The 24,503-nt window shown below is 58.4% G+C and carries 18 protein-coding genes and 1 pseudogene; 9 read left to right on the top strand and 10 right to left on the bottom strand.

The genetic code is table 11. From position 1 onward, the window contains the following. Window position 1: 1 nt before the first annotated feature. Both BLJAPNOD_RS23445 and fixJ read left to right on the top strand, forming a co-directional pair. The gene (locus BLJAPNOD_RS23445) at window positions 2–1,624 is read left to right on the top strand and encodes a PAS domain-containing sensor histidine kinase (protein ID WP_275540241.1); all 1,623 of its coding nucleotides are present in this window, start codon (window positions 2–4) and stop codon (window positions 1,622–1,624) included. Continuing rightward, the gene (gene fixJ, locus BLJAPNOD_RS23440) at window positions 1,620–2,228 is read left to right on the top strand and encodes a response regulator FixJ (RefSeq protein WP_199566031.1); all 609 of its coding nucleotides are present in this window, start codon (window positions 1,620–1,622) and stop codon (window positions 2,226–2,228) included. Before BLJAPNOD_RS23445 ends, fixJ begins: the two co-directional genes overlap by 5 nt. A gap of 132 nt (window positions 2,229–2,360) precedes the next feature. Here the strand turns inward: fixJ and BLJAPNOD_RS23435 are convergent, their stop codons facing one another. Further along, a complete protein-coding gene (locus tag BLJAPNOD_RS23435; protein WP_158556155.1) occupies window positions 2,361–7,424 on the bottom strand; it encodes a fibronectin type III domain-containing protein in 5,064 nt (1,687 codons plus the stop codon). 532 nt (window positions 7,425–7,956) lie between these two features. On the opposite strand from BLJAPNOD_RS23435, the gene BLJAPNOD_RS23430 reads away from it, so the two are divergent. Continuing rightward, on the top strand, window positions 7,957–8,940 hold the full coding sequence (locus BLJAPNOD_RS23430; protein WP_147294574.1) for a hypothetical protein: 984 nt from the start codon (window positions 7,957–7,959) through the stop codon (window positions 8,938–8,940). Between the two features lie 109 nt (window positions 8,941–9,049). Next, window positions 9,050–9,886, top strand: a pseudogene (locus tag BLJAPNOD_RS23425) (hypothetical protein); the annotation flags it as partial. Between the two features lie 174 nt (window positions 9,887–10,060). On the opposite strand, the gene BLJAPNOD_RS23420 reads toward BLJAPNOD_RS23425, so the two are convergent. Continuing rightward, window positions 10,061–10,228, bottom strand: a complete 168-nt coding sequence (locus BLJAPNOD_RS23420; RefSeq protein WP_115421642.1) for a twin-arginine translocase TatA/TatE family subunit — start codon at window positions 10,226–10,228, stop codon at window positions 10,061–10,063. Between the two features lie 331 nt (window positions 10,229–10,559). Then, a complete protein-coding gene (locus tag BLJAPNOD_RS23415; protein WP_199566018.1) occupies window positions 10,560–11,354 on the bottom strand; it encodes a DUF429 domain-containing protein in 795 nt (264 codons plus the stop codon). Between the two features lie 79 nt (window positions 11,355–11,433). Between BLJAPNOD_RS23415 and BLJAPNOD_RS23410 the strand changes: the two genes are divergently transcribed. After that, window positions 11,434–13,110, top strand: coding sequence for a RecQ family ATP-dependent DNA helicase (locus tag BLJAPNOD_RS23410; RefSeq protein ID WP_115421641.1), 1,677 nt, complete (start codon window positions 11,434–11,436; stop codon window positions 13,108–13,110). Between the two features lie 454 nt (window positions 13,111–13,564). Here BLJAPNOD_RS23410 and BLJAPNOD_RS23400 read toward each other — a convergent pair whose 3' ends face one another. From BLJAPNOD_RS23400 to BLJAPNOD_RS23380, 4 genes are all read right to left on the bottom strand, one after another. After that, window positions 13,565–14,716 carry an SH3 domain-containing protein gene (locus BLJAPNOD_RS23400; RefSeq protein ID WP_147294573.1) on the bottom strand — a complete coding sequence of 384 codons (1,152 nt, stop codon included), beginning with the start codon at window positions 14,714–14,716 and terminating at the stop codon, window positions 13,565–13,567. Window positions 14,717–15,527: 811 nt separating this feature from the next. Continuing rightward, window positions 15,528–16,364: an Abi family protein gene (locus tag BLJAPNOD_RS23390; protein ID WP_115421638.1), complete on the bottom strand. Its 837-nt coding sequence runs from the start codon at window positions 16,362–16,364 to the stop codon at window positions 15,528–15,530. 731 nt (window positions 16,365–17,095) lie between these two features. Then, window positions 17,096–17,485, bottom strand: coding sequence for a hypothetical protein (locus BLJAPNOD_RS23385; RefSeq protein WP_147294572.1), 390 nt, complete (start codon window positions 17,483–17,485; stop codon window positions 17,096–17,098). 285 nt (window positions 17,486–17,770) lie between these two features. Then, complete coding sequence (locus tag BLJAPNOD_RS23380) at window positions 17,771–18,142, bottom strand: hypothetical protein (protein ID WP_147294571.1); 372 nt, start codon at window positions 18,140–18,142, stop codon at window positions 17,771–17,773. Between the two features lie 595 nt (window positions 18,143–18,737). On the opposite strand from BLJAPNOD_RS23380, the gene BLJAPNOD_RS36100 reads away from it, so the two are divergent. Next, on the top strand, window positions 18,738–19,376 hold the full coding sequence (locus BLJAPNOD_RS36100) for a nucleotidyltransferase domain-containing protein (RefSeq protein ID WP_244611058.1): 639 nt from the start codon (window positions 18,738–18,740) through the stop codon (window positions 19,374–19,376). 18 nt (window positions 19,377–19,394) lie between these two features. Then, window positions 19,395–19,811, top strand: a complete 417-nt coding sequence (locus BLJAPNOD_RS23370; protein WP_115421635.1) for a hypothetical protein — start codon at window positions 19,395–19,397, stop codon at window positions 19,809–19,811. Window positions 19,812–19,849: 38 nt separating this feature from the next. Here the strand turns inward: BLJAPNOD_RS23370 and BLJAPNOD_RS23365 are convergent, their stop codons facing one another. The 3 genes from BLJAPNOD_RS23365 to BLJAPNOD_RS23350 all read right to left on the bottom strand — a co-directional run bounded on the left by BLJAPNOD_RS23365 (window position 19,850) and on the right by BLJAPNOD_RS23350 (window position 22,315). Then, complete coding sequence (locus BLJAPNOD_RS23365; RefSeq protein WP_115421634.1) at window positions 19,850–20,221, bottom strand: Fic family protein; 372 nt, start codon at window positions 20,219–20,221, stop codon at window positions 19,850–19,852. Window positions 20,222–20,288: 67 nt separating this feature from the next. After that, window positions 20,289–20,837, bottom strand: a complete 549-nt coding sequence (locus BLJAPNOD_RS23360) for a winged helix-turn-helix domain-containing protein (RefSeq protein WP_090427265.1) — start codon at window positions 20,835–20,837, stop codon at window positions 20,289–20,291. Between the two features lie 779 nt (window positions 20,838–21,616). After that, window positions 21,617–22,315 (bottom strand): hypothetical protein, encoded by a 699-nt coding sequence (locus BLJAPNOD_RS23350; RefSeq protein WP_115421632.1) that lies wholly within the window; start codon window positions 22,313–22,315, stop codon window positions 21,617–21,619. Window positions 22,316–22,999: 684 nt separating this feature from the next. Here BLJAPNOD_RS23350 and BLJAPNOD_RS23345 point away from each other — a divergent pair. Continuing rightward, on the top strand, window positions 23,000–23,869 hold the full coding sequence (locus tag BLJAPNOD_RS23345) for a hypothetical protein (RefSeq protein WP_115421631.1): 870 nt from the start codon (window positions 23,000–23,002) through the stop codon (window positions 23,867–23,869). A 58-nt stretch (window positions 23,870–23,927) separates the two neighbouring features. Next, window positions 23,928–24,503, top strand: a complete 576-nt coding sequence (locus tag BLJAPNOD_RS23340; protein ID WP_115421630.1) for a hypothetical protein — start codon at window positions 23,928–23,930, stop codon at window positions 24,501–24,503.

The following is a 24,503-nucleotide window of genomic DNA, read 5'->3' as shown; positions in this document are numbered from 1 at the left end:
CATGAGCCTGTTGATCGCGCCCTGGCCTACGCCTCTCCCCGTGGACACCCTTTCTTTCCGCATGCTAACACTCGAGCCTATCCCAAAGGCAATTGAGGGTCGGTACGGAAAAATGCTCTCAAGTGGTCCGGGTAAGTCTGCGAAGGCGGTTTCAAGGCTGGTTCTGCGCCGCCACGTACCTGTCGGCTTGCAGTACGCTCTCGCCGCATTCGCCGTGTTCTTGGCTTTCGCCGTGCGGTCCGAACTTCAGAGTCTCCTCGACGAACGTGCCACTTTCATCATATTTGTTCCATCAATCCTCTTAGCCGCCATAATCGGCGGCCTTGGTCCTGGTGCGTTTGCAACCCTGCTTGCGTCAGCCTTCGCTTTCTATTTGAAGTCCCAAACGCCAGTAGGCGTTTATCCACTCGAGTTGCTCGTATTCATCTTCGTCGGGCTCGCCATCACTGTGATGGGGGAACTGCTGCATGCGGCGCGAAGAGGTGTTGTGTCAGCCGAGGAAGCGCTCGACAGGCGCGAAGCTCACCTCAAATCGATTTTGGATACAGTTCTTGATGCGACGATTGTGAGCGAGCAGGATGGCACTATCGTGTCATTCAACGCCGCGGCCGTCCGGCAGTTCGGATACTCTGAAGAAGAAGCCGTAGGTCAGAACCTGCGCATGCTTATGCCCCAACCGTACCGACGGGAGCACGACGGCTATCTGCATCGTTATCTCGCAACAGGAGAGAAGCGCATCATCGGAACCGATCGCGTAGTGGTTGGACAACGGAAAGACGGATCAACTTTTCCGATGAAGCTCGCCGTGGGTGAAATGCGCTCGGGTGGAAAGCGGTTCTTCACCGGATTTGTACGTGATCTGACGGAACGAGAAGAATCTGCAGCCCGGCTCCAAGAAGTGCAGGCGGAGCTAGCGCGGTTGGCAAGGTTGAACGAAATGGGCGAAATGGCCTCGACCCTCGCTCACGAATTGAATCAGCCGCTCTCCGCCATTGCAAACTATGTCCACGGTTGCGCACGGCTTTTGCAGGATGTGGAGGGGCAGAACGCCGAGACACTCCGGGAGGCCTTGCGGGAAGCCGGTGAGCAAAGCTTGCGGGCGGGGCAGATCATCAAGCACCTCCGAGAATTTGTTACCAAGGGCGAGACCGAGAAGGCTCCCCACAACATTCGACAACTCGTCGAGGAGTCTGGCGCGCTCGCGTTGGTTGGCTCTCGGGAGAAAGGCGTCAGATCGGTATTCGATTTCGAGATGGGTGCAAACCTGGTCATGGTCGACCGCATCCAGATACAGCAGGTCCTGACCAACCTGATGCGCAACGCTGTAGAGGCCATGAAGGATACGGCGAATAAGGAACTTCTCGTGCGCGTTCGCCCGTCCGGACCCGATGAAGTTTCCGTGGTGGTCGAGGATTCGGGTCCCGGCATTCCAGAAGAGATCGCCCCCCAGCTTTTCAAGCCGTTCACAACGACAAAGGCCGGAGGAATGGGAATCGGCCTGTCCATCTCCAAGCGAATAATCGAAGCACATGGAGGCAAAATGATCGTATCACGCAGTACGCTTGGTGGCGCTAATTTCAGTTTCACATTGCCCGCGCACGATGAGGACCAAAATGCCGATTGATGACTACACGATACATATCGTCGACGACGAGGAGGCGGTCAGAAAGTCGCTGGCATTCATGCTGACAATGAACGGTCTTGCAGTGCGAGTACACGAATCGGCCACTGCTTTCCTCGGTATCGCCTTGAACCTCCGACAAGCCATCCTGGTCACAGACTTAAGGATGCCCGATATGAGCGGCGTCGATCTGATCAGGAGAATTCGAGCCACCGGCTCTCAAATGCCTTCCATCGTGATAACCGGACACGGCGACGTGCCGATGGCCGTCGATGCGATGAAGGCTGGCGCGATCGATTTCATTGAAAAGCCATTTGACGACAAGACGATGATGGACGCCGTCCGACGTGCCGCCGAGCTGCTGACTGATGACGGCGCCAGAGCGGAGACTACAGAAGAAATAAGGGGGCGACTTGAGACGTTGAGCGAGCGTGAACGGCAGGTACTGACGTGCGTGATCACTGGGCAGCCCAACAAAGCAATCGCCTTCAACCTTGAAATCAGCCCTCGAACCGTGGAAGTTCATCGAGCGAACGTTATGGCGAAAATGAAGGCGCACAGTCTTCCGGAGTTGGTTCGGATGTCCCTGCTCGTGGGCATAAAATAGCTTGTTTTGCCGAGCAGGGTTACCCGCCTCTCCGGTTGGAAGGAATGAGATAAACCGATCACCTTGTAGAGCGCCAACGCAGCCACCGCGCTCCGCGACAAGCGACGGCGACCGAACGTGACCAAACATCAATCAGAAACGCAGATGAGCACCTGCCTTCGCTCCAACCGCCTGCTCGCCGTCACTTTCGATTCCATAGAGCAGCGAGAAGTCGAAATCCCAGTTGAGGTCGTTGGAGAGGTTCAGCCCGGCGCTGACTGCGCCGAAAGCGCCGCTGTTGTCCAGCGTCGCAAATCCCGCTGTGCCGCCTAAGCGGGGCGTCAGCAGCAGGCCGCTTTCGAGGCGATAAGCACGCTCCAGTTCAGCGCCGACGCTGAACCGCAGTTGCTCCTGTGCGAACCCTTTGAGATCGACTTTGGTACCGTCGCCGTTCGAGACGCTGTAGTCGTCAACGGTCTCGTTGAGGAGGACGGCACGTAGCGCAGGAGTGAGTACGGTTGCGTCCCCGAGTTGCCACTGCCCCTGCAGTTTCGAGTCCCACATCACCCGGTGCGTATCGAACGAGCCGTCGAAATGTTCCGTGTCGACGTCGTTCCAGGAACCGCCGTAAAGCAGGCTGGTGTCGAGGAACACGCCGGAGCCGAGCTCGAACGAAGCATAGGGGCCGGTCAGCCAGCCGTTACCTGTCAGTTCGGCATCGGCGTCGGTGGGGTCAGTCATGCTGTCGAAGTGGAACGACAGGCCGATCAGGGCCTTCTCCGACAGCAGATAGTCGGCGCCGGCAGAGATGAGACCGAAGGCTCCCCAACGTCCGCCATTCTCATCACGTTTGTGCACGGAAACTGTGCCGTCGATCCAGGCATTGAACGGTGATGCCGCCGCCATGCCTTCGCCTCCCTCTCCCACCTCTTCGGCGGACCGAAGCCGAGTCAGACTGGTCGAAAAACCGAGCGTCATTCCGTCTTCCGATGGCGACATGGTGGTCGAGATCGGGTCCCCGCCGGCGCGGCCCATCTTGCGACGCTCGATCAGGCCGGGCACTTCAATCGCTGTCGACAGGAGATTCTGCCTCGTGCGCACGAAGTCCCGCACCAGCCCGTCGATCTCGGCCGCGACCTTTTCGCTATCGCGCCCGATCACATAGCTGATCGTGCCCGTATCGGATGCGCCGAGCGCGCTTTCCAACCTGTATCCCACGACCGCCGTGCCGAAGAAGCCGGGATTGGGCGTGAACTTCAAGTAGTAGCCGACTGGTACGAAGTCCCCGCTTGCCGCAAGTTCGCCTTCGATGATCTCGGCCTTGCCGGCGTTGGAGGGCATGACAAATGCGATCCTGGCGCCGGTGAACGGCCCGCCCGTGGCGCCAGCATTCAGATAGACGTTCCGGGGCGTGTCGCCTTCCTCCAGCGTGTAGGACCGGCTTATCACAGTCACTCCCCGCGTCTTGACGGCCAGACGATAACTCGCCTCTCCGGTATTGCCGATCGCGTCGACCGCCGCGATCGTGAAACTGTAACTTCTGCCGTCTGCGTCAGCGGACAGCGGACCGGTTAGTTCGCCCGTGGAGACGTTCAGGACCATGCCCTTCGGGAGTTCCCCGTGCGAATGGCTGTAGAGAATGCCGCCTCGACCGCCCTTGGCGATCACCATCGCCGAATAGGCTTCTCCCGCCATAGCGTCAGGCAGGTCGCCGCCCGCTGGCGAAAAAACGAGCTTCGACGCCACGACGGTGGTGTTTACCGTCGCCGGAGCCGAGGTGCCGGTCCCGTTGGTCGCCGTATAGGTAAAGCTGTCCGCACCGGAATAGCCAGGATCCGGCGTATAGCGGATCGACGCGCCGGAGGCGGTCGCCGTCCCATGCGACGGAACGACGGCGACCGAGACACTGTCGGCCGGGCCACCTGAGAGCGAGAGCGTGACCGGATTGACTGTCGAGTTTGCCGCGACCGTCGCGGAGACGTTGCCGGCGACAGGGATCTGCCGGCCGATGGCAATCGTATAGGCGGCCGAGCCGGTGGCCCCGTTCGCGTCGGTTGCCGCGATCGTGAAGCTGTGACTTCCCTCCACCGACGGCGTTCCCGTGATCGCCCCGGACGAGGCGTCGATAAGCAAGCCCGCTGGCAGCACGCCGGCCGAAACGGCGTGGTGGTAGGGTGCTGTGCCGTGCCCCACGCTGATCGACTGGGTATAGGGCCGCCCCCGCGTTCCAGCATTCAGTGCGCCGGCGGCGGGTGTGAAGGAGAAGGTCGGCGCGCTCACTGTGACGGTAACGGTCGCCGGAGCAGAGGTTCCCGTCGCGTTCGTCGCTGTGTAACTGAAGCTATCCGCGCCGGAATAGCCAGGATCCGGCGTATAGCTGATCGCGGTGCCCGAGACCGTAACGTTGCCATGCGACGGCGCGGCGGCGACCGCGACATTGTCGGCCACACCACCGGAAAGCGAAAGCGTGATCGGATTGGCTGTCGAGTTTGCCGCCACCGTCGCGGAAACGTTGCCGCTAACTGGAAGCTGCGGATTGATGGCAAAGGACTGGGTAACTGTTGGCGCGGCCATGTAGGCAGCGTTGCCGGGCTGATCGACGCTGATCGTGCAGGTGCCGATGGTAACCGGCGTCAACGTCGCACTCCCGGTGATGGCGCATATGCTCGGTGTGCGCGAGATGAACACCGGCGTGAGGCCGGAACTGGTCGTTGCCGCCAATGTTGAGACAGTTCCCACCGCCTGCGAACCGGGATTTGCGAAGGTGATGAACTGCGCCGCCACCGGTGTTATCGCGTTCGACGCCGCGGAAGGCGCACCCGTGCCGGCTGCGTTGGTCGCCGCGACGGTGAAGGTGTAGGCAGTGCCGTTGGTCAATGCGGTGGCGGTGATGGGGCTGGACGAGGCGGCGAAGGTTGCGCCACCCGGATTGACCGTCACGATGTAGTCGACGACCGCTGCCCCGCCATTAGATGCGGGTGCAGTGAAAGTGATCGTGGCCTGCCTGTCTCCAGCCGTCGCACTGCCAATGAGGGGCGTGCTCGGTACTACCGCATTGACTGCGAATGAATGGCTGACCTCGGCCGCCGGAAGATAGGCCGCGTTCCCCGCTTGAAGGGCATGGATCGTGCAAGTGCCAGCGGAAGCGAAGGTCAATTCACCACTGCTCGTGATCGTACAGACGTCGATCGTGCTGGACGTAAAGGTCGGTAGCAGCCCCGAATCTGACGTCGCCGTCAGGGTCGGGGAGGTGCCAAAATTCTGCGCACCGGGATTGGCGAAGGCAATGGTCTGGCTCGCCGCCGGCGTGATCGAATTGGAAACGGCCGATGCACCGCCCGTCCCTGCTGCGTTGGTCGCTGTCACGGTAAAGGTGTAGGCGGCTCCATTTGTCAGTCCGGCGACAGTGACGGGGCTGGATGCGCCAGAGCCGGTCGCCCCGCCTGGGTTCGCCGTTACCGTATAGGTTACCGGCGCACCGCCGGTGGAGGCTGGCACTCCGAAGGTGACGTCGGCCTGTGCGTCTCCCGCCGTCGCTGTGCCGATGGTCGGCGCGCTGGGCAAGGCCGGATTGACGTTGAACGATCGCGTGACCGTCGGCGCTGGATAATAGGCCTGATCGCCCGCAGCATCAGCATTGATCGTGCAGGTGCCTGCGGAATGGAACGTCAGATCGCCATACGGCGTCACCGTGCATATAGCAAGTGTCGTGGAACTGAAGGCCACGGGCCTTCCCGAATTGCTCATCGCCGACAGTGTCGGTGGCGTACCAAAAGTCTGGGGCCCCGGATTGAAGGTGATGAACTGATAGTTTCTCGGCACAACCGCCTGCGACGCCGCCGATGCCGGACCAGCCCCCGACGCGTTCTTTGCCGTCACCGTGAAGGTGTAGGAGACGCCGCTCCAAAGGCCATGGACCGCGATCGGGCTTTGGGTGCCGACGCCGGTCTTACCGTGCGGGCTGGACGTTACGACGTACTCGGTGATCGCCCCACCGCCATTGTCGGCCGGTGGTGTGAAAGTGACATGGGCCCCTTCCGGATCGAGCGCGGTTGCCGTGCCGATGGTCGGCGCGCTGGGCAAGGCCGGGTTGACAGTGAATGATCGCGTGACCGTTGGCGCGGGATAATAGGCCTGATCGCCCGCAGCATCAGCATTGATCGTGCAGGTGCCTGCGGAATGGAACGTCAGATCGCCATACGGCGTCACCGTGCATATAGCAAGTGTCGTGGAACTGAAGGCCACGGGCCTTCCCGAATTGCTCATCGCCGACAGTGTCGGTGGCGTACCAAAAGTCTGGGGCCCCGGATTGAAGGTGATGAACTGATAGTTTCTCGGCACAACCGCCTGCGACGCCGCCGACGCCGGACCGATTCCCACGGCATTCTTCGCCGTCACTGTGAAAGTGTAGGAGATACCGCTCCAGAGCCCGTGGACCGCGATCGGGCTTTGGCTACCGACACCGGTCTTCCCATGCGGACTGGACGTGACGACATACTCGGTGATCGCGGCGCCGCCATCGTCGGTGGGTGGCGTGAATTCGACATGGGCCCCATCCGGGTCGAGCGTCATTACCGCGCCGATCGTCGGCGCGCCGGGCAGGCTTGCCGCGTACCTGAAGTTTGCCAGACTTGAGTCACCACCCGCCGTGACCACGATGTCCGCGGGACCAATCGCGCCTGCCGGCGTGACAGCCGTAATCTGGGTTGCGCTGTCGATCGTGAAGCCTGCCGCAGGGGTGCCACCAAATTTGACGGATGTGACGCCGGAAAGTCCGGTTCCTGTAATGACCACCGAGGTTCCGCCCATTGGCGAACCGGTTGTGGGGCTGACACTACCTATCGCGGGAAAGCCGTTGGGCAGCGTGACTGAGATCCTATTGGCCTGGGTGGCTTCAGCGCGCTCGCCACCATAGGGAGCCCCGCCTTTGTCATGACTGTAAAGTACGATCGTATCCGACGTCGCGGCCGGGTTTCGGAGGGAAAGCAGCCTTATCGTGTAGGTGCCGGAAGCAGAGTTGAAGGTGAAGCCGTAGCGAGCATTGGCTGTCTCAACCGGGTCGTCAGTTTTGGGAGTGGTGAATGAACCACCGCCTACAATCCCGATCGGAGCCTGATTTTCCAGCGAGGCGCCATAGGCCTGGTAGAGTCCACCCCAGGTCGAAGGAGCGCCGGGGAATAAGACATCACAGGAGTTGACGTTTTGCGCGACCGCCAAGCCCACGCTCGAAAAGGAAATGCTCGGCGTGCAAGGGGCGGCAGTCGCCCCATCTGCCGAGGAGCACAACAGGGCCAGCCCAACGACGAACATCCAAAGTGCCCGTGGAATGTGCAAACTGAGTTGCAACGATCTCAGAATTAACGCTGGCAGGACAAACGACGAGAACATTGGAGCGCGCGTCAGGCTGTTGAGCATAGGATTTGGCCTAAGGGGGAGTTGTTGCAGAAACCGGACGAAGGATGTGACAAGCCCTGCCCCGTGGCACGCCTTGCGAGAGGCGCCTGGAGCCTGGGTGGAACTATTCGGGCGGGCAGCTGAAAGTCTTCTCGGCGCACCGAGAGCCGACCTCAAGACGATGGCTCAACCTGCGCACAGGCGACAAAGAATTGATTTCATGATGTTTCCCCCAGAAGCTGGCCACTCATAGCGAGAGAGAGGGAACAGGATCAACTAAAGAAGCAGTCTGTGGGCGAGTGCACCCAAAATTGAGTCACAGGGGTGACGACGCGACACAGTGATGCAATATGGGATGGGTAGTATTGCCGGAAATACCAACAGCCGCGGTGCGACAGACACAACTATGCCCTTGGGAACGCAAGACGCTTTCAGTCCCAACACGTGGAGTGGCGGACCGGCATTCTTTGCCGTCCTACGGGATGCAGCGAAAGAACTGCTCGCGATGCACGATGTCGCGCCGAGGGTGGTGCGCTATGTCGCCAGCATGCAGAAGTGGATGATAACGCAAGCCATCATCGCCCTTCATTTTGAGCACAAGCACGACGAGACGCGCCCGCCTTTGACGGCTGCAGCACTCATCGAGTTCTTTGCGCCGCAGCTGCCCTTCAGCAAGAACACTCTCACGGCCCATCTGGCAGAAATGGTTGCCTACGGCTTGCTTGTTCCATTGCAAAGCCGGGACAGGCGCATCAGGCCATTGCGGTTGAGTGCCTACGGCGAAAGCATGATTGGTGAATGGCTGGCAAGTCATCTTGCTGCTCTCGACCGGGTCGATGGAGGTGACCGCGCGCTCAGCTTCGATGGCAACCAGCCTCTGCTTGCGCGCATCCACTCGCTGGTTATTCGCTCTCTTGTGTTCGATCCGCGTTGGTCGCAGCCGCCAGCGAGCGTGGAACTGTTCGTGCGAACGGAAACCGGAAGTAATATCCTGCACGAACTCATCTGCCGGGTACCGGCCGGTCTTGAACGCTTTGATCGCCCGGTGTGCCTCGGACCACTCCCCGCTGGTGACGTCTCGAACCGGCACACCTTGTCGAGGGGTCACCTGCAAAGGGTGTTTGCCCGGGCAAAATCAGAAGGGCTCCTAGTCTGGAGCCTTCCTGGCAATCGCGGCGACTTATTCGTCTCCCAAACTCTGCTCCAAGATTATGTTCGGTGGCAAGCCATCAAGTTCCGTGCCATTGCCGTCGCCTACGAGCGGACGCTAAATGACTTCGATGGCCTGGGCAGTCCGATAGCAGATGGCGGGACAACTATGCAGCTGGTTAGCCTATGAACATGTCATTTGAAGCACTTGCAGGCTTCCAGGTAACGGATACCAATCACATCCCATAGCCGCGTTCTCGATTCAACAGAACAGCCATGCGGCAGCAATACGCCACCTGATGTGGCGCGAGTCAACCGGCGTTTTTTTCGATACCCGCCTTCGCGGCCCGGCCGACGAACCGTTCTTTGCCAGCGTCGATGCGGCCCTGATCGGCGGTGTCGGGGTTGCACGCACCCGTTCGAACGGCCAGGATTTCGATCGGTGCGGCTCCAAGATCGCCCGGGATGGCATGGACGGGTACCTCGTGCAGTTCTATCTCAGCGGCCAAAACGGCAGCCGCGGCAGCTCCAGCAGCATTGCCCGACCCGGGGGCCTCTATGTGATCGACATGGCGCAACCGCTCGCTGCATCCACAATCGATCATGAGCATCTCTGCCTCGTCATTCCGCGCCAGATGCTGGCCATGGCGTCGGTGAGGGAGACCGTGCGTGACGCGCCTGACGTCGCGTTCGAAATCTTCGGCTTTGGCCGCGTGCCGTTGGCAATCTCGGCGCGCTGCGCTCACGCCCGCTCCAAGGGCCTGGTGAAGGACAATTGCCAGTTCATCTGCGGCGATGACAGCGATGGCCTCATCGTCGAGACGCTTGATCGCCAGCCGTTCCTCGTCCTCAACGGGGTCCAGACCATGTCCCACACATGCCAAAGCCTGCTGCAGGAACTTGCCGACCTCCGGATCCGGCTCTCGCCGCAGGACTGCGACATGGTGGCGGTCGCCCGTATCTACGAAGCCGTTGCCGCCGGACGAACATCTACGGCCGAAGGCCTCGAGCGTCTGGTGCTCGCCTATCCCGGCGTGCCGCTGTCAAACGGCTTTCATTATGGCCAGACCGGCGCGTCGTGGATCGCAGCACCCGTTGGCGCACACGAGGGAGGCAAGCAATGGCGAACGAGTTGATCAGCGATGCCAAAGGGCCGACTGCCGACGCCGACCCCGCTGACATGGTCGGCAGCATTTGCCGCCTGATCGACGACGCCGTGCGCGGTTGAATGTGCCGCAAGGAAAACGATCAATTGCTCGCGCAGCTTGGTCGTCAGCTCGGACGACCGGTTAGTGTTCTCCCGATCCAGCTTAGCTCTTCTTTTCGGCAGACCCGGCAGTATCGTCGCTCAGACCGTTCTTGAAGCTGCGAATGCCTTTGGCGACATCGCCCATCAACTCCGGAATCTTGCCGCGCCCGAACAGGAGCAACACGACTGCCAGCACGATCATCCAATGCCAGACGCTAAAAGATCCCATATCGTTGTCTCCTTCATTCTAGCGTTACAATGTCGCGCGGCGATGACGCCGCGGCGACATTCGGGAAGCTAGCGGACTAAGAGGCACCGATCTTTGTCAAGTCGCAAACATTTAAAGCGCGAAACGCTCACTCGGATGGTGTACTCTGCGACAGTGAAGCCGCTACACCGCCTTCGGCTTCTTCCATGTAGCTCTTGCGACTTTATGAGAAGTCGACGAATGCCCGCGTGTTACCCTGGTTTTCACTACTTCAAGAGCAACTGAAGAGCGAGCTCCGCCTTCTTGCCGGTTGGAAACACAAAGCAGAGCTGGACCCGTCATAGACCTGTTTTCAGGCCCCACGTCGCGGCACCCATATCGCCGACTCCTCGTCCCCGTACGCACTTGCCGTCCCGTCCATCACGCATGCCCCTACCCACGCGCATACGACAGCATCCAACGAATCCTCGAAGGCCTTCATCTCGTATCTCCGAGCAGTGACCGAGGGCAATGTTAATGCCGCCGCAACGCCTCGTATCCGAGCATCCAAAAGATCGACGATTTGGCTCCAGACCTCGATAAGCTTCTCCAGTCGCGCGCCTGGAGCCACTTCCGGCCAGTATTTGCTTATCTTCGAAGCCTTGTAGGGCAGCCTACGCTCCGCGTCTGCCAATTCGATAAGCGCGGGATGCGGGTAGACCTCGATGAGGACGCGCCCGGCAGGATGCTCGACAGCCAGCGGATATCCGATGTCATTGAACCCGATCCGGAGTTCGTCGCTGAGCTTGCCCGGGCGGGTGACGCTCGGAGTGTGAGTGCTCGCATGTCTCGCGCCGTACAAGGACGAAATCATATTGTCCGATGCTCTCCGTCCGGTGATCGGTGTCATTGATAACGGCATGTCGATTGCCACGAGATCGACTGGGGTGCCGACCTTGCCGCTGGCGACCTCAATAATGGCCGTCGCATCAGGCATTGATCCCCGATGCCGCAGGATCGGAACGCCGCTAAGGTCGCGCTGCAGGAAGGCTGAATAAGAAGCTGCAACCTCGACCAACTGCCAGCCGGAGCCATCGTCGGCGATCAACGCGACCCCGCTAGGCTCGCGTTCGGTCCAAGCTGCGTCGATCCCCAGAACTGATCTCATTTCGTCCTCGTGCAGTTACGCTTTCTCAGCGACTTTCCTCCAAACTATCGGAAAGACAACTGATGAAGAGCCGCATTCTGTGAGAAATTGGGAAGACACCCGTCGCCTTGTTCTGGCGAGGGATGAATACAAATGCGTTTCGTGCGCGGCGAAGGTAAAGTCGCGCGATGCCGACGTGCACCATCTCCTTCCTAAATCGATGGGCGGGTCCGACGAGCTCTCGAACCTCGTCACTCTGTGCGACGGCTGCCATGCTGCCCACCATCCCAATCTCGCCGGAGGGCTAGCACGGAGAGCGATCGAGCGCTGGGCCATCCGCCTTGCTCGCTGGCTCGACAGCAATGTCCGTACTCTTGGATCCGACACGAACTTTGGTCCCGTCCTGCGTCTTTTCGGCGTCTCCCACTTCCGTGGCGACCAGCTTCCCATCGTTCTTGCCGCCCTCGCCGGGAAGTCCGTGCTCGTGGTCAGCCCGACGGGATCCGGGAAGTCGCTATGCTTCCAGATCCCTGCCCTCCTGCGTCGTGGCTGCACGTTCGTCATTAGTCCCTTGAAGACATTGATGAGCGATCAGGTGTCCGGTCTGCTCTGGAAGAAGATCCCAGCGACCTTTGTGAACAGCGCTCTCAGCTCCGAGGAGAAAGAAATCCGCTACTCGATGGTCGGGGTAAACGCGGTCAAATTCCTGTACCTGGCCCCTGAACGCTTTTTCGTTCGGAGCCAGGATGAACGAAAGGCTTTGACCGAGAAACATCCTGAATACCTCGTCGTTGACGAAGCCCACTGCGTGGATGCGTGGGGCCGCGACTTCCGCCCGGAGTACGGTCGTCTCGGCGAGGTCCGGAAGAAGCTTGGCTCGCCGCCCGTCCTGGCCTTCACAGCAACTGCGGGCCAAGCGATGCAGAAGCGGATCCTCTCCTCGCTCGGGATCGAAGATGCCGAAGTGTTCGTTCGCGGCGTTGACCGACCGAATATCGCCTTGATTCGTTGGAACGCGCATCCCATAGCCCGCCACCATGAGATCGCGTCGCTACTTCGACTTCCTTTGTTTTCCGCACGGAAGGCCATGATCTTCGTCCCGACGGCGCGGATCGGCCAGGAACTGCAAACTGATCTTCGCAACAACGGCCTCGAAATCCCATTCTACCATTCGAAGCTAGGCAACGAATGGGAGAGGCAGGAACTTCTGAAGCGATTCCAGGGAGAAAGCCGTCCGGTCGTGAAACATATCATCTGCACGAATGCTTTCGGGATGGGACTGGATGTCCCCGATGTCCGGCTGGTCGTCCACTGGCAGCAGCCCGCCTCGGTCGAAGACTACCTCCAGGAGTTCGGTCGGGCCGGACGTGACGGCAAGCAGTCCGTCGCCGTCACGTTCACCGAAGGTGAGCGCGGCACTGGACGGGATGTGGGCCTCTTGAGGTTCATGGCGGAGAAGACGTCCACTGGCTCGGGGCTGGACGAATCGGCGGCACGCTCCATGCTGCGGCAGCGGTTCTCGCAGATCGAAGATCTGACGGCCCTCCTCGACTCGAAAGACTGCTTCCGCAAGGGGCTCATCGAATACTTCGAAGGACCGAAGGTTCCTTCGCGCTTAGGCCTTGGCATGAAGATCCTGAACTGGGCCTTCAGCAAGGAAGCCACTCCTCGGCGCTTTCGCTACTGCTGCGATTCCTGCGCTGCCCTCGATCGGCGACACGAGACACTTCCGGATCATGTGAACTCGGCGTTTGCAAAGAGGGTCACTAGAACGTGAACTAGCGCTCGTCGTCCGACGCACCACACCGGCACGCCGTGGCAGCCGCGAAAATGCGGCCGACCCGACAGGTCGCTCTAGTTTCTCAAGTAGCTCTTGCCGCCGCTATCGGTCACGCAGAAGCGTCCTCCGCGGGGACCCGTGCAGTATTTCCCAGCCCGACACAAACACTGGCCGTCCTCAGTCGGAGCCATGTTCGAGCCTCCACCTCCGACCAGACCAAGCGCACCGCCGCCCATGTATGCCGAACAGGATCGCTTGCTGCCGCTGACAGAGCCGTCATTGCATATGAAGGTCTCACCTTGGCATCTGGCAACACCTCCCTTGCTACCACTGCAGGGAGTGTTCACCGCCCCGGCATCGCCCACATTCATGGCTGTCGTAGCCAGCAAAACGAGACATAAGCGGATGTACATTCGTGATCAGCCGGCGAGAAAGAAGTGGGTTCGGCACATCATTCGCAGCAGACCCTGCGGACATATGTGTTTCCAAGCGTGACCATAGAATCCTCGGCTATCAATCCGTTGCTCTTCAGCGCGTTTAAGACGTCCTTTGCTTCCTGCGCGGCATAGATGTCCTTCAAAGTAACCGCTAACCAGCCGTTGGCCGCGAGATGGACGACAAGCGGCACAGAGGATTGCTTCACGAAGGCCTCTGCTTCCGGAAGGGAGCTAAAACTCTTGACTTGTACGAACCGACGATCGCCGGACCTCTCCTCGAATTGGTCGACCCTAATCCAAGAAGAATGCATGTAGCCGATGTGACCAGCCGTCGACACGCGATACCAATCCCTGCTCGTCGCCAGGATTTTCACCGCCGTACCGTTGGGCGCGCTGGCAACGCTCTTTGCAGCGGCATCTTCCGCCAGCTTGATCGGAGCACTGCCCCTCGGATGTAAAATGGATCCACTGCTTGCCAAGGGTATTTCGAGAGACTGCAGTGTATTGGCCTGTTGGCTATTGGAACTGCTCGCTCGTCGCTCCGCGCTTTCTGCGGGAACATCGATGGAGAGTGTCTGCGCGGAGGCGCCGGTCGTCACCTTGTATTTTGCCATCTCGCTTCCCGATAGATAGCGGATGTCGTCACTGTCGTAACTCAAAGAAAGCTGAAGCAAGGCCGGATCGGTGCCCATCTCCATCATGTAGCCGATGACCTCGGCAGTTAGCTGTTGCACGGCCGAGACAGCGTCATGCGTTGGAATTCCGCTCGTATCGCTGAAGGAAGACTTATGTACCCCAATCGAACCCGGTTGCGCGGCCCGGCTGACACCGCCTAGAAAAGCGAGCGAACAAGCAGAAGCACATTCGGCGTCGCGCACCTGAAACGTGGATAGTCCGAGGGCTCGGATGATGCGCCCCAACTCCATCGCCTTTGCGACATTTCCGCCAGGGCTGTCGAAGCCTATAGCGGCAGGTTGCTCTCGGATGACGATGGCTCGAAAGTCGGCGAGATTGTCACTGAACTCGAAGGAGCCACGGACTATGACGAATCTGATGCCTCCGTCTGTAAGATGCGCCGAATAAGCGAGACGAGCTTCCGTAGGGTCTGCGGCCATCCCCGCGCAGACGGCAAACCCGACAGATAGCGACTTCCTCAATGAGAACATGTGAATCGAACCCCAGCTAGGGCGATAGATGCATGTCAGGGCAGAATGTTGCAAGTGCTGCGTGCAGTTGTTAGGAAAACTAATCTGTAGTCATCGCGACGCTTTCCGAACAAGGTGTCTTCCCCGCACGCGCGATCGGCCTTGGCTTAACACATCCCACGTGTTCCAGCTTGCCGAATGGCTCCGCACCGCCGGGTGGCTGCGCCGAGCCTCACCGTCCAAGGTCGTTCCGGTGTTTCGTGCCTGGATCTAGTTCGCCGGTAGCCATCTGAAGTTATCGCTCCGCCTTTAACGATAGAGCGTCGTGCCATCTCAAGCTCGGTGAAGCTGCTATATAGACCACCCCCCAATTTCCTGCTGAAGAAGAAGACCCGCGACGTCAATCCGTCGGTCGTCTGGGCGCTTGGCGAGGGAACCCTATGGCCAGTCTTGCTCGTTCCGCTGGTCAGCGGACGGCGGCCAGCCGTTCTGCCCCAAGTGTGGAAACAACGAACCGTACGGTATCCGTCGCCGCCGCTTCCACTGTTCGGAGAGCGAGTGCATGCGCGATTTCTCGGTGACATCTGGCACCGTCTTCCACTCCAGAAAGCTCTCTTCAAGAAGCTCCTGATGGCGACCTGGGAAGAGTTGACAGCAAGCACAGCAACAGCTGTCATAACAGGCGCTTTACATTGCCAATTCAGAATCAGAGCACATTCTGCAGTTGTGTGACCGGCAGTAACAGCAAAAATCACGGTGGACTTCGCCTCGGCAGCAAAACCGCATTCCTTCCGTGAACGGCCAAGTTCCCGCGGGCTGACAACAAGCGGCGTCAGATGATCGACAGTTTCTCGTGGGGTACGGGTGAACATTCCCAAACGGCGCGAAAGTTCGAAGTCTTCTCTGCAACATTCCTAGTGTGCTTGCAGATCATTCCGAGGACCTCCAAAGTGCGCTCATAGTTCGCTTCAGCCGGCTTGCAGACGATATTCTTATGGTGCGCGATGTTGTTTCGAAAGCTCCGAACGAATTCGACACCGTCATGTAGGTCGGTTATGGTTTTGCCGCGCGGGAAGTCGACGAGCATCGTGTAGATTGCCGGCTGCCAGAGGTCGAGATGAAAGGTCTTTGTGAAGACGTTCACCCAAAATCCGAACGTCAATTCACTTGTAATATAATTGGTGAGCTCGCCCCGCCGTCCAATATCGATCTCACGCTGGTAGACATCGGCCAACTGTTGGGAAAGTGACTTGGATAGCCTATATTGAAGCAGAGCAGGATTACGATACCACTGTGCTCCATATTTTGCCCTAAGTCTGCTGACCGCGAAATTGCGGATAGCAACCTCCGCATGGTGAACGGTGGGCAACAACGAAGCAGCAACTGCCGCGTTCCAAGCGTGAAGTCGGATGGCGACTCGTAAGTCTCCTTCCGCAATCCTCAGGTACCGCGACAACCTCGCAGGAGATATTGCTTTTCGACTGACCTCGAAGGACCTTACATTTATTTTGGTTTCGTCTTGTAGAACGGAATCGAGTGCGGTATATGAAGTGCATGCGCTATTGGGCTTTTTAATCACTGCCTCTCGAGGTAGATCCCCAGTAGACACAGATATGGGGGCCGCACTCACGGGTGACGGCCCTCCTTTGTTTTCAGCGGTGCCGCTCATAAGTCCTATTCTCCGTTCGTCGCAGGCGGTTGAACATCATTGCCTTATCGCGGTTGGTTCCTCACAGTCAAACTGGTTTACATCGGCCGCGCAGTCTGAACAGAATGTGCTTTGAAACCGCTGCCACGGGATGCGAACCCTCGACGCCTTCAGATCAGCACCTAGCAGCGGCCCGCGTATCTATGTAACTTCGGCATAGGAACCGCAGACGTTGCCCAATAACCGCCCCGGGGCTTGCTGTCCTCAATAGACGGGTCGCCCGCCTCCGTAGAATGGTCATCTTACCGCTGCTTTTGCGCACTGGATTGTGACCACCGTGGAGGCACGTAGTGCTTTTTGTGAATGATGGCTTCGGCGTGCTCGAGTCTGGGAATTACCTGGATCCCGAACAGCACGGTGAACGCGCTTGGACGTCACCTGATTGTTCTAAGCCGGTCCGAAATCTGCCGAGTGGCATTGGCGATGCTAAGCAGCTCCTCATTCAACAGTGAGCCATTATGGCTGTTGAGGTCTGCCTCGAATGTCGTCATCAGCGTCGCTCTCCTACGGGATTGTATCAATCGAAACCTGAACACTCGGTCAGCAGTGGCGCAGGTTTCGCTGACGCTAACGAACTTTTGCTCTTCGGTAAAATATTGAATCAATTAAATAAAAGACATTAGGTGGACCGACACGATGCCCGCGCTTAGGCGCACCGAACGCGTGCGCTTCACGGACGCAGGTACGGATCGTCAGTATTCGGGACAGACAAGGTTCTTGCCAATCGTCAAGAATGCGAGGGCTTTGACGCGCGGAGAGCAATCCTCCCGGAGCATGTCGGTCGCCTCAAATTCTTCGAGGTCCCGATCGTCCTTCTCTTTTTCTTCATTGGGGAGGGACCAATAAATGGAATCTGACATTTCAAGCGCATCCCACTTTATGGCGTTGAAGTAGGAGTACGGAGTTTCATCCTCACGAACTGGCCTCTCAGCATGGTACCCGAGACGCCGGATTTCCGTTGCGAGAATTGCCCACGCACAATCAACCGTTTCGATCGCCACGGTGCCGAGGCGACAATCCCACTGACGATCGAGGCTTGCGTGTCGCTCCAACTCCTCCGCGACCCCATCTTTGCACTGCATCTGCATGCCTCCCCGCCTTGATTGTTCAATTGTGAGACGACCGGCGGATCGGCGCAAGCAACGTGCGTTACCGCCATTTAGGATTACCGGCGCCATTTTTTTTGGGGGTTCGAAACTCGTGAATGCGGACCTCATCATCCGTTCATTCGAAGGCGCAAACTGCATCAAGATGCGCAGACTTGTGGTACATTCGTCGAAAGGCGGCGACCAAACCGAACCCACTGGTTCCAAGGCTTCCACCGCGTTTCTCCGTGCTCGACAATCATGCTCCGGTTGCCGTAGCACTTAGTCCGAAAGCAGTCGGTAGCACGCGCCGCGCTTGTCAACGATCCAGTCGCTCCTGTAGCGGCGTCCTACGCCCCTGTTGAGCGACAGGAATGCGGCGCCGGAGGCCTTTTCCGCCTGGCCGGCGAATAAGACGGGCGTGATTTTGCAGAGCTTTTCGTTCTTCCTTATCTGTGTGTAAAAAATCGGACCGCCGATGATTTCGAGTCGCTCGGATAGCGTTGTACGGTCCGTCAGGTTTTCGTAGCGCTCGACGAGCGAACACCCCGAAATCCCGTATCGTGACCCGCGGAGCGCCCACTGAACATTTTGCCTCCAGTTCACGTCCCAACCCTGTAGCGCAACCGTGTTGGTAGCCACGACGAGCGCCATGAGACCGCGTGTCAGATCTAGCAGATCGTTCGATTGCCGAGCCTTTCGCGCCATTCCGTCGAACGTGTTTAAGCCGTCCACATAGGTCTGGTAGAGATCGGGGAAGCAAGCCTTCGGCCACCAACGTTCGTGCGATGCGACGCTCGGCCGAAACCTGATTTCAGATGATGGCAGGTACTTGGCGCGCGCCTACGAAGATCAAGAAAACTGTCTGGCCTACAAAGCGATTGGGCACCGGGCATTCTCAGAAACGCGGTATGCTCGGATCGCAGAGGAAGTGGAAGAAGCTCGTCGACAAGCCGTCAAAAGGGCCACTGACGTCCGAGCACAAGGCGTCGCGAACATGTAGGCAGAAGACCTATTAATGAGCGTCACGTCCAACCGGAATGCCGCACACTGCTTTTGTTATCAAATTTGCCTTCCCAGCCAACTTCTATCCGGAATGAACTTCACACCGATCCGGAATAGGTCGCGCAGACTTCACATCTATCCGCATTGGCTCCCGAACTGAGGATATCCTTAGTTGACTAAGGATATCCTTTTCTGTATAAGGATAACCTTACGAAAATAAGGATATCCTCAGTTAAGGTGACCAATGGCACGACCTGTTCCACAAAGCGCGTTGCGTTTCCCACTCTCTTCCATCTTCGGAACGGAAACCAACGTCCGGCTCCTTCGGGAACTCGCGCGTCATGGGGGACAGCTCACCCCGTCTAATCTCGCCACCAGAACAAAACTGGCGCTGCCATCGGTCGTTGCGGCCCTTTCGAGCCTCGTCGATACCAATGTCGTTGCTGAAGTTGGAACTGGACGGGCTCGCCTTTACAATCTGAAAGAAGCAGCGCCATTGTTCGCACCGATCCAGGCACTGTTCGAAGCCGAAGAGGTTCGATTTGCCGGCATCATCGATGCGGTTCGTGACTGCGCCGAATCTTTCGGTGATGCGCTGGTCGCGTCTTGGGTGTTCGGGAGTGTTGCGAGGGGAGAAGATCAGGCCTCAAGCGACTTCGATATCGCTTTCGTGGCGACCCGCGACGACGACGTTTCGTCTATCCAAAATAGAGGGATCGACGCCTTGTCTACTTCAGCCGAGAAGTTGATCTTCTCGCCATCGATCAACACTTTCTCTGTGACCGATCTCAAGAGGTTGCGAGATAGCGGTGCCCCCCTATGGAAAGCATTCCTAAACGAAGCGTTGGTTATAACCGGACCTCGACCAGAGTTCATTTTTTAGAACCCATTTGAGGCCAATGTGACAAGAAGTGGCTCATCCAAATCCGTCGATGCTAATCATGGCGCAAGTCGCCTTGTAATTGCTCGAGGATTTCTGAAGTCCGCTGAGGACCAGATCGCTGTTGCTGGATCAGGCACCCTCGGCAATCCAATCGTCGCCACCATAGTCAACGCAGCGATCGCCTACACAGATGCGTTGACTGCGACCTTTGCAAACAAGGTAAACCAACAGGATCATGCCGCAGCCGTTAAGACCCTGCGTAGTGCGATAGGTAATCGTTTCCCAAAGGCCCAAGAAACCAGGTTGGTTCGGCTCCTGGGCATCAAAGACCAAGCGCAATATGGCGCGCGTATCCTGCTGCTAAACGACGCCGAGTTATTGCTGTCGCAATTAAAGGAATACGCCAAGTGGGTGGAAGCGGAGATGGCCCGCTAACCCGACGGAACCCCGCTCAGCCATCTTTTCCGAGCGAGCTAGCGTCTAGGACGCGGCCCTGGTGTCGAGATCGGTTTGGGCGCGGCCCTAACATCAGCCGGGTCGACCCTCCGCGCGCGATAGGGGCCAGTGATCTCCGAAAAGTGCTTCCGCATTAAGACATGGTCGCCTTTGGCGCTATTGATTGCCGCCTGTATAAGCTCGTCGTGGGAAATCTTCTTCCAATCGAATTGAAGATCGTGTCTTCGCGCAACAACCGAAAAGAAGGCACGTAGTGTTCTTCCGTTCCCTTCGCGGAAAGCATGAACCTTATTGAGAGCAGCGTAGGCCTCAGCGAAACCGTCCGTTAGATCAGCAAGCTTCTTCCGTCCAGCCATCACGTGACCAAATGTCCGCTCCAGTGATTTCATCGCGGCAGTTGCGTGCGCGTGATCTTGTTCTTTTGCCCGATACGGGCCTCATCCTCGAACCAAATCTCTATCCGTTTTCCTCGGGCTGCTCCGGCGGCAATCTGTGCCACTGCAGCGGGGAAACTTTTTTAAAATCCTCAATGGCTTGAGGGTCTTGAGCGTGATGTTTGGGCCGAGCAGCCAGCTTGCGATAGCCCATGGCCCGTACTTCGCGGCTCAGCGTTTGCTCGCTTACCGAAACGCGAAACTCTTCCCAAAGCCATTGAGCCAGGTCGCACAGACGCCAGCGAACAACGCCGTCGAGATAGGGTGTCGGCCCACGCTCGATGGTCTGCGCCAGGGCCGCACGCTGCTGATCGTTCAAGCGCGACTGCGGGCCGGGAGCCTTGCCATTGATCAGGCCTTGGGGACCGCGTTCGTTGAACCGCATGACCCAGTCCCGGACAATTTGGAGCGTGACGTTGCCGAGGCGGGCGGCATCGGAACGCGAGCCTCCATCGTAGATCGACGCGAGTGCCAACAGACGTCGTGCCTGGGCTGCGTCCTTCGTCTGCCGCGCCAGTCGCCGCAGACCTTCTCCATCAAAATCGTCACGTAATGAAATCCCTGATCGCATCGCAGACCTCCGGTTTGCACCAGAGATTCAGATTCACCGCGCTTTGGGAAGGCCAAAGAGTCGAGGTCAGCGAGCCGGCGTATAAGTGTCGATCACGATTATCCGGACACAGGGGCTCTTGCAGCAAATATCGGATCTGTTCGGCGAGGTTGTAAACAAGCCGCTGCTGCGTGTCGAGCGCCCAGTTCTTTGAGCGCTCGATCTCGAAGCCCAGCAGCCGGCCGACCTATGCCGAAGCCGAAGTGCTCGACGCGTTTTTCTCTCCGCAGTTCTGTCCGCTGATCGACGATAGTGAAGAAGCGCAGGAGGCAATGGAATTACTGGCGGTAGAAGACGCATCCCTTCGAATGCACGCCGATATATTTCGAGCGGACAGCGGAATGGAAGCTTCGTCAACTCCGTGCGTCGGCGTCTCAGTTCGACTATCGTACGCGAAAGGTGGTTGAATCGATACACCTGCTGGCATGCGCAGTCGAATGGGCGAAGCACGACAGCCACAATTATTGGAGCCGGTGCGACAAGGTCTTCGCGGATATCAGAGACTGCTTGTTGGGGATGATCGAGTTCAAACTTACCCAAGAGGAACGGGAGGTCATGAGTATCAAAGAGGACTTGTTCACGACCAAAACGAGAGTCGAACGAAGTCTGAGGATGACAAGCCAGTGGCGGAATCAAGCGGACCGATGACTGCAGCCGCTGGTCCCAGCGTAGATCAGGGGGCTAAGACTTCAGGCGAAGCCAGATTTGAGCCAAACGGCTCCAGTTGCGACTAGCGATAGCTAGATCACCTGTCCTGGAAGCACCCCACGCCAGGAGGTGGCCACGAAAAATGGAGGTGAAGAGCCGTAGTTCTTGATCAAATCGGCATTGTGAACCACCAGACGCTTCAGCGGGACCTCGTGCCGGATCGAGTGGTACATAACTTGGACCGTGGCGATGCGCACGAGCCGCTGATCTAGGTCGTTGATCGAGTAGTCGACGTGCGAAACGGCGTCCTTTCCGCCTACCTCGTAGGTCTGCCGTAAATCACCCATCACCAAAGCGCCGGTTCCGCATGTCGGTTCGCCTCGCTTGTTTCCCCTCTCTCCGGCAGCACCCAGGAATCCGCTGACTGCATTCGACAAGGCAGTCGGTGTCATGAACTGTCCGAGATCACCCTGGAGCAAGGCCCCATATTTGTCCGTTACAACGTCTTCAAACGGGGCAGCGTTATCAAGCTCCGCCGTCAGCATTACAAAAAGTCGCACCAATTCGTCCCGGTCGGCATCGCGATAGCCATCAACAGGCTGCGCTGTTCGAGGGTCATAGGAGACGGCTGGGTAGAGATGCTCATACTCTTTTTTCCCTGTGCAAATGTGGTTGTAGAGCAGTGCAAAAAGGTCGTCGAAAATACGCCTTGCCGGAAAACCACAGTAATCGGCGAAAACGTTAATGTTATTTACTAAGTCTGACATCGCATCCGTTATGTGCTTCGCCATCGGAGAGGTCGGTCCTCGCACACAGCATTGAAGGCGCTTATTCGACAGCCGGCTGCCCTCTGCAAGTAAATTTTATTGTATCCCCGCCGACTTTTTCTTTCGAAACCAAAAATTAACCATACACCGCGATCGTGTGCCAATTCCGGATAAAGCAACTCCGGATATCCTTGCCGTCATCGAAAGAAATCTATACGTAGACCAGACTGAAACCGAGAGGCACTCTTATGAGACCTACGAGCATAACGATAGAGAAGCGGGCTGGCCGCTACACGACTCTCTAGTCCGGTATGCTCTACCGCGACTTGAGATCGCGGCCAACCCTCGAATGCGCATGTTAACGCTGAGGGAAATCGGTTGAAGACCATCATTACTACATCGTCTGATTTCTGCCACTGGGCTCGCCCCGAAGCGCCACGTGCCTCGATTTCCGCGGCGCGCGTACACTGCTGCGCGGCTGAGATCGCTACTTCGCGACTCGCTGCCTTCGTCCTTTCAAACAACTTCTACACCGAGCTTCCCGTCGCTACACGCGCCGGGGTAATGCCCTCCTTCGTATTCCTTCCGGGCCCCATACGCCTGTCGGCGTAGTCGTCGAGCCCGCACAAAGCGGAACCGACGGCTCTCTACAACCGTCTGAGAACAAAGGAGTTCTCGGACCGCTTGCGCACGGAAAAGGGGCGTCGAATGAAGGCGAAGGCAGTACTGCGCTTCATGAAGGAGCAGCAATTCGGTTTTGACCGAGACAAACTTGAGGAAGTCCCCGCGGCCCTGGCACCCGACAAGGTGACTTCAGGTCGCGATCAGACAGTCAACTTCCTGGATGAGGACGGCGTTCCGGCACATGACGTCTTGTGGATTCCCCCCAAGCGCTCGACGGGAACCCGTCAACCTACCCCGCGCACCCAAGGGCATAGCCGTGGCTATCTCGTCGATCCGGGCACGGAGCGCGCCGTGGGATTCGAAAGTACGCACGAGTTGGCTTGCGCCCTGATGCTGCTTGCCAACCGTGCTGTCGTCGATATCGAGGACCAGCCGCCTGAAGTGGAGTACATGGGTGCTGACGGCAAGGTTCACGGACACACGTTCGACTACCGGGCAACCCTCCGGAGCGGAGCTACCACGGCGATTGCCGTGAAACCGTCCCACCTGGTGGAGAAGACGGGAATCCGCGACGTGCTCAAGCGCGTTCGACCGGTCTTGCACGGGTTCGCCGACACAGCGATCCTCCTGACCGACGAGCAACTGACGAAGGCACGAGCCTGGAACGCTAAAAACATCCTCCGAGCCCGCCGCTGCCGGAATGACAGCGACTGCAACGAGGTGCGTGACTTCCTGCAGGGTGTCCACGGCAGCATCAACGTCTACGACCTCGGGCAGCGCTTCGGCGATTTTCCGTCGGCGATGAACGCAATCTGGTGCCTCATCTACGAACGCACCCTCGTACAGAACAAGCCCGGCAACAAGCTTTGCGACGCGCCGTACGTGCATGTCGCGCAACGTCCGGCTGAAGTTCTCGGACGCCGGCGGCAAGTAGCAAAGTCTACCGCCGAATAGGTCCGGTAGTCCACCTCCCCTCGAACCTCTGAATCTGCTCGTGAAAGGAGCAAGTGAAATGACGGCTGCGAATACAATCTATGAGAGCAAGCGACAGAAACAAATGAACCAGGGCGTGCCTTCTGGCGATCGCTACCGGTTCTTTTCCCCGGAGGAAGAGACGATGCTTGAAAAGCACGCCTGGATGTACGTTTCGCGTAATCGTCCCACTGTGATTGGTCTCTATCACGAGATGGTCGACGAGATGACGCGTTGGAATGAAACTCGTTTGACGAACGGCGAACCTCCGCTGCGCGTCCCCTCGCTCAAGACCTTTCACCGCCGCGTCAAAGGGCTCCCTCGCGAAGTTGTCCTCGTCGGTCGCGGCCTGGTGCGTATGCGTCGCCCACGGCGGGTTGCGAAGACCCGCTGGGACTTCGTCGGTTCGGCCGAAACCGTAGCAGTTGACTCAGCCAATTGGTTCGCCAGTCGCGCCTTCCGGGTGGCGGTGAATGATGTTGGGCAAACGCTCTCCATGCCTTCGGCACGCAAACCAGAGTGCCTGGCTGTCGTCGCCGGTCACGCGCCGATCCCGATGCCCCAGCCTCTCCGTGCCGAAGACTCTGAACTGAGCTTCGGAACCAAAACTGCCTGA

The sequence above is a fragment of the Ensifer sp. M14 genome, assembly GCF_003355565.1.
Taxonomy (GTDB): domain Bacteria; phylum Pseudomonadota; class Alphaproteobacteria; order Rhizobiales; family Rhizobiaceae; genus Ensifer.
The sequence above is the reverse complement of the archived record's forward strand: the minus strand, read 5'-3'. Positions and strand labels throughout refer to the sequence as shown.